Consider the following 5929-nt stretch of genomic DNA (forward strand, 5'->3'; position numbering starts at 1 on the left):
TTCTGTATTCAATTTATTGTTTGCCATAATTGATACTGAGTATTAAAGACTTATCGTAGATATATTTGGAAATAATCGTCAAATAACTTACTAGCAATCTTTTTGAGATATCTCATCAAGATGATTTATCGTATGATTACGTATATTAACTGTAAACAAAATTACTTCATGCACAAATGTCAGTTTTAGCGAACGCTTGGTTTTTACCCGACCTCACAAAATCGCGTTGCTCCCGGATCAATGATGAACAATGGTAAAACTGCTGCACCATCAGCAGTTGCCAACGTCACAATCTCGTTATCAGTTAGCCGCAAATCTCGGCGGAACCACACAAGGTGCATAGTACAACTTTTTCAGCCTACAATACATTTGTACCAAATGGCTGTGACGTTTTTCTACTCTAGTAGTTAGATTGGGTTACAACTCATTCACCACGTATTCAAACAGTGGCAATTGAATCACTTGTGTTTGTTTCGCATTCTCCAGGTTGGACAATGCAATTCCTAACAACCTGATACTACGATGTTCTAGCTCAATCGACTCGAACAGTGCTGTGGCTGTGGTGATTATGATATCTAAAGAGCGGGTGTAGTCAGGCATTGTCTTACTACGCGTGATTTGCTGGTAGTCAGAGAATTTGATTTTTAGAGTTAACGTGCGTCCCCTTGTAGAATTTTGTTCTAACCGTTGCTGACAAGAAAGAGCAATTTGTTCGAGTTCGTGTAGCATTTGAGTACGAGAGCTTAAATTTACCGCAAATGATGTTTCTGCACCAATCGACTTGCGGACTCTATTTGGCTCAACTATTCGGTCATCTTCTGCTCTGGCTATTTTATAGTAATGATGCCCCACCTTCCCAAAATGTTGTGTTAACTCAGCAAGCGATGCCTGCGGCAACGTCAGAGACGAACGCGCTTTTAAATCTGCACCAGTATGTATACCCAGAGAGTGCATTTTTGCTGCTGTTACTTCTCCAATGCCGTGAAACTTTTCAATCGCTAATCCTTCAACAAAAGCTTCAGCTGATTGGGGTAGAATAACCGTTAATCCATTAGGTTTGTTCTGCCCTGATGCCATTTTCGCCAGGAACTTATTAATCGACACTCCGGCTGTTGCTGTCAGGAGGGTTTCTTCTAATATTGCTGCTTTGATTAATCTTGCAATAGTAGAAGCATAGGCAATATTTTGCTTGTTTTCGGTCACATCCAAGTATGCTTCATCCAAGGCCACCCCTTCCACTACATCGGTGTAGCGTTTGAAGATATCGTGGATTTGGGCTGACACTTCTCGGTAAACATCAAATCTTGGAGGAACAAAGATTAATTCGGGGCATTTGGCTGCTGCCACCACTGATGGCATCGCTGAGTGAATCCCAAATTTTCTTGCCTCATAACTGGCTGCTGCTACCACACCCCTTTGGTTTGGACTGCCGCCAACTACTAATGGTTTGCCTCGGTATTGCGAGTTGTCCCGTTGCTCAACCGATGCGTAAAACGCGTCCATGTCTACATGAATAATTTTTCTAGCTGTAAAAGGGTAGCTTTGCACACTATTTTTGAGGCAAGTCAATCCTAAACTAGCAATCCTATAGTACACTAGCACTAGTCAAAGGGTCATGGGAGCATCTGTGCAATTTATTCAAGACTTGATAGAACTTTCATCTACCTGCTTCGGTTAGTTTTTCTATTAATAAGTGAGCATCATAAATGTGGCTCAAATATGGTGTGGCATCAGATAGGACATTAATATGTATTGAAGATGTCCCTAGTGGTAAAACGGAGCTTTTTTGCCCTTACTGTTCTGGTGAGCTAACTGCTAAAAAAGGCAAAGTTAAACAGCATCACTTTGCTCATTCGTCAGCCACTTGCCTACCTGTATCTACGCGGGATTTCCCGATTTTACCACTGTACGATAATTTCAATATTTATCTATCGCGTAAAGATTTAGCACAGTTAAAATTGCTATGGAAAGAATACGGTTCAATCAATTATCCTATTAGCCCTGGCTTAGTTATTCCAGGGCTAATCAAAGCTGGAATGTTTCACAAAAATGTCTATTTAACTCCTCCAGCTTATGAATTTACGAATTTGGGTAAAATTCCTGTCGGAGCGTTAGAATTTGATTTATTCAACCAGGTGCAAGAGCCACTATTGCTTAAAAAACTATTGAAGCTGGAGCTAGCAGCCAAACACGCTTTATATAAAAATGCAGCAGATAAGTTATATTGCCTTACTGACCTAACGCTTTATCGCGCACAATTTCAACGAATTTTATCTTGTACTCTCTATTTCTTAGAAATTCAAATACATATAGGCACTCTGTACAAGATAGGAGTTACTACTAGACCTATCCAACAGCGATTGGTAGAAATAGAAGCAGATTTACTTGACCATTATAAAACTGTTGAAATTCAAATACTTGGAACTTGGACACACCGAGGTAATGTTGAACTATATTTCAAGCACCGTTATCAGAGTTTCAATTATCGCATCGGCAGTTTAACTGAATACTTCAAGTTTAATCCCTCAGATGCTAACGCTGTCCTAAGTGAGCTACAGCAGATGAAATCTAAAGTACTTTCTCCATTTGAGATAGAGATTCTTAGCGCTGGAATGCAAATCGCTGCAATTACATAAATAAAGGAGTTTCAGCAATCATCCGGGAGTGCAGCGTCGTATCAGAGCCTGGGTTCAATGGCGATCGCCCGCCCCATACCAGATCTGAACGATCGCCCCTATTTTCATCCCGACTTTCTCACGCATAGGTGGGAAGTGTGGGGAGTGTGGGGAGTGTGGGAGGTGTGGGGGGAAAGATTTCTTCCCCATCCTCCCACACCCCCCACACTTCTGGATTTCTCACAAGTGAGAAATCCAGGTCATAAGGCCTTTGTTGCCGTTTATAATCAAAGGATGCAAAAGCTTACCATCACCCGACCTGACGATTGGCATCTGCATCTGCGCGACGGTGCAGCACTCAAAGCGGTTCTGCCCTTCACGGTGCGTCAGTTTGCCCGCGCGATTATCATGCCGAACTTGAAGCCCCCTATCCGCTCGGTGGCAGATGCGGCTTGCTATCGAGATCGCATCCTCGCGGCTATTCCAGAGGGTCAACAGTTTGAGCCATTGATGACGCTCTACCTCACCGACAACACCAGCCCCGACGAGATTCTGCGGGCGAAAGAATCCCCGTTTATCAAAGCTGTCAAGTACTACCCAGCCGGTGCAACGACCAACTCAGACTCCGGTGTGACGGATATTCTTAAGTGCGATCGCGTCTTTGAAGCGATGCAGCAGGTGGATATGCCATTATTACTGCACGGGGAAGTGACCGATAACGATGTTGATACGTTCGATCGCGAGAAGGTGTTTATTGAGCGACATTTAATTCCCTTTAAGCAACGATTTCCCAACCTGCGGGTGGTGCTGGAGCATATCACCACCTCCGATGCGGTGCAGTATGTCCTGTCTGCCAACACTATCGCGGCAACAATTACGCCACAACATTTGTTGTTTAACCGTAATGCCCTATTCAAAGGCGGCCTTCGCACCCATTTTTATTGCCTGCCCATTTTGAAACGGGAGGAGCATCGTCAGGCTTTGTTGCAAGCGGCAACATCGGGAAATCCGAAATTTTTTCTAGGTACGGATAGCGCTCCCCATACCCGCACCAGCAAAGAAAGTTCCTGTGGCTGCGCGGGATGCTTTTCGGCTCTGCACGCCCTTGAGTTGTATGCCGAGGCATTTGAAAGCGTCAAAGCCCTGGATAAACTGGAGGCGTTCGCTAGCTTTTATGGCCCAGATTTTTATCAACTGCCGCGTAATACCGAGCGAATTACCTTGTCCAAAACGACTTGGCGCGTTCCTGATGAAGTTCCATTTATGGAATCTGGGCTTGTACCTTTGGGGGCGGGGCAGGAAATGACATGGCAAATGGTATGACATTTGCATTGTGCATCAGCCGTTGTGGAATCCTGTCGGTTATGAATACTTGCTGCACTATCACCGCTTCTGCTTCCCATCCAGCCCATACTCCCGTTCCATTGCCGCCAACAGCCTCGCCTGTAACGCTGACAGATACGGCTTCGCCTGTTTTCCCAACCCCTGCAATAGCCAATCTACAGACACGTCATGGTCTGCCACTTGATGTAACCGCCGCAATCGAAGGCATAGCTGTTGCATGAATTTACAATCATCATCTAGTAGTTCCAAGGATTTTAGGTGTTCTATCTTTACGGTATGGTCTTCATCCCAGGTTTGGACTGTGCAACTGTAATCCCCAACATAAGTAACCACGCCCCAGCAACCGCCCTTACCTCGCAAATCTGGGTTGTCTTTGGGTAAGAGAACACAGATTTCTCCCTCTCGATAAGGGTTCGGGATTTTGGTTTGTTCTCGAATTCTATCTACAACGTCTTTAACTATGCGACCTGAGGGAATTTTATTGCCTGCCTCTTGGACTGCTTGCTCCCAAACATGCGCTTGTTGGGGCGGTTCTAGCTCGGCTTTCGCCAATGAGCGCACCTGTCTTTCACTTGTCGGAAGAGGAATTTGCCGACCATTGGTCGGCAAATATTTCTGAATATTCTCATATACGGAAGTAGCTGAAATCTTCAGGTAGGCAGCATCACGGCTATAACCAAAGCGATCGCGGCAATACTCCTCAAAGGTCTTATGCGTGGAACGGTACAGTCGGCGATCGCGCAATTCCATCAACGCCTTACCCGCTTCGTAAAACGCTGTCTCAACTTTTTCTTCTAACCGGGCGCGATCGCGCTGCTCTTGTGGGGTTAACTCTGGAACTTCTACTGCTGCCACCTCAACAGTAACTACTTCTGGGGTTTCCTGCTTGGGCTGTTTTTGAGTTGGCTTTGGTTTAGGGGAAGTGGAGGCGCTGGACTTTTTGCGCTCTGGGGGTTTGTTCATCGTGCCACCTCTAGGCTGAAGGTGGTTGATGTTGTATTTACTTGTGTCATGATAATAATAGTCTTATATACGCAATCCCCAGCCTTGCCAAGCGGGTTGGGGTTTTTCATTAGCTTCCTATATCTTTGCATTTCTTCTTACATGGGTAAACGTAAGAAAAAAACAAAAAATCGATTTCCTTGGTTAGAACAAGAAAATTTATTTATTCCTCACACGGCTCATCAGATAATCACCGATGCTGGCTGGGAGAAAATTCCCTGGGGGGATGCTGCTAAATTTTTCCATCAACAAACTATCTCTGATTGGCGTGAATCTTTTTTAGAGTGGGTTGATGTCTCTGATTTAATTTCAGCACAGCGATTAGATATCGATTTAGATGATAATGCCGCAGTAGATAAATTTTTAGAGGGTTACAGTCCATCACAAATCAATGTAGTTGTTGCTAAAGCTGTGTATGATACTCATGCTTGGGTCAGAGTTTTACTGATTTCTACCCCTAATGATGAAGAACCTTACTTTCATAATCATGAGATTGAGGCAATCCTTTTAGGCGTTCATTTGCGAAGATATCTTAATGCTCATGACATCCCAATTATTAATGACTGCCAAAATGCTGTCAGGTATTTGCAAGGTATGTATGCAAATATCGGTTGGCAACCAAGAGATTGTGTTTCTATCGCTCATCGGCTGAAAATCGCTCAAGCCACTAAAGTTTACAATGAGCAGACTTGGGACGAAGAATGGTTAGAACAAAAAGATGAAGAAGAATGATATTTCAATACTGCTCGGTTAAGGGAAAATAGATAGTGGAATAAATCATAATTTGTTCGCGTGTGTCTTACGAGAACAAAAACAGCTAAAAACGTTGCTTGTACCTGAAGGCACTCTCGAAAAATTTAATTGTCAATTGCTGAGAAGATTTTTAACCTGTTGAATTATAAATTCAGAATGAACAATTTACGGTATCGCCCAAATAATAGATGTATTCAACTTGCTTGACTAAAAAT

Annotated in this window: 6 protein-coding genes; 3 read left to right on the plus strand and 3 right to left on the minus strand. The window is 43.7% G+C overall.

Annotated elements, in window-relative coordinates; all coding sequences use genetic code 11:
* Window positions 1–203: 203 nt before the first annotated feature.
* Window positions 204–341 carry a deoxyribodipyrimidine photo-lyase gene (locus VF06_RS38610; protein ID WP_218963869.1) on the minus strand — a complete coding sequence of 46 codons (138 nt, stop codon included), beginning with the start codon at window positions 339–341 and terminating at the stop codon, window positions 204–206.
* 76 nt (window positions 342–417) lie between these two features.
* Window positions 418–1548, minus strand: coding sequence for a DNA polymerase IV (gene dinB / locus VF06_RS38615; protein ID WP_244918256.1), 1131 nt, complete (start codon window positions 1546–1548; stop codon window positions 418–420).
* Between the two features lie 158 nt (window positions 1549–1706).
* On the opposite strand from dinB, the gene VF06_RS38620 reads away from it, so the two are divergent.
* The gene (locus VF06_RS38620; RefSeq protein WP_099072869.1) at window positions 1707–2636 is read left to right on the plus strand and encodes a GIY-YIG nuclease family protein; all 930 of its coding nucleotides are present in this window, start codon (window positions 1707–1709) and stop codon (window positions 2634–2636) included.
* 57 nt (window positions 2637–2693) lie between these two features.
* Window positions 2694–3938 carry a dihydroorotase gene (gene pyrC, locus VF06_RS38625; RefSeq protein WP_218963870.1) on the plus strand — a complete coding sequence of 415 codons (1245 nt, stop codon included), beginning with the start codon at window positions 2694–2696 and terminating at the stop codon, window positions 3936–3938.
* Window positions 3939–3998: 60 nt separating this feature from the next.
* Here the strand turns inward: pyrC and VF06_RS38630 are convergent, their stop codons facing one another.
* Entirely contained in the window at window positions 3999–4922 is a 924-nt protein-coding gene (locus VF06_RS38630) for a hypothetical protein (protein ID WP_099072868.1), read from the minus strand.
* Between the two features lie 141 nt (window positions 4923–5063).
* Here VF06_RS38630 and VF06_RS38635 point away from each other — a divergent pair, with 141 nt between their 5' ends.
* Complete coding sequence (locus VF06_RS38635) at window positions 5064–5693, plus strand: hypothetical protein (RefSeq protein ID WP_099072867.1); 630 nt, start codon at window positions 5064–5066, stop codon at window positions 5691–5693.
* Window positions 5694–5929: the final 236 nt, after the last annotated feature.

Source organism: Nostoc linckia z4 (assembly GCF_002608075.1).
Taxonomy (GTDB): domain Bacteria; phylum Cyanobacteriota; class Cyanobacteriia; order Cyanobacteriales; family Nostocaceae; genus Nostoc; species Nostoc linckia.

Bases quoted from the DNA above. Each gene is read 5' to 3' on its own strand.
- VF06_RS38610 (WP_218963869.1), bottom strand. From the start codon at position 341: ATGCACCTTGTGTGGTTCCGCCGAGATTTGCGGCTAACTGATAACGAG.
- VF06_RS38620 (WP_099072869.1), top strand. From the start codon at position 1,707: ATGTGGCTCAAATATGGTGTGGCATCAGATAGGACATTAATATGTATT.
- pyrC (WP_218963870.1), top strand. From the start codon at position 2,694: ATGGCGATCGCCCGCCCCATACCAGATCTGAACGATCGCCCCTATTTT.
- VF06_RS38630 (WP_099072868.1), bottom strand. From the start codon at position 4,922: ATGAACAAACCCCCAGAGCGCAAAAAGTCCAGCGCCTCCACTTCCCCT.
- VF06_RS38635 (WP_099072867.1), top strand. From the start codon at position 5,064: ATGGGTAAACGTAAGAAAAAAACAAAAAATCGATTTCCTTGGTTAGAA.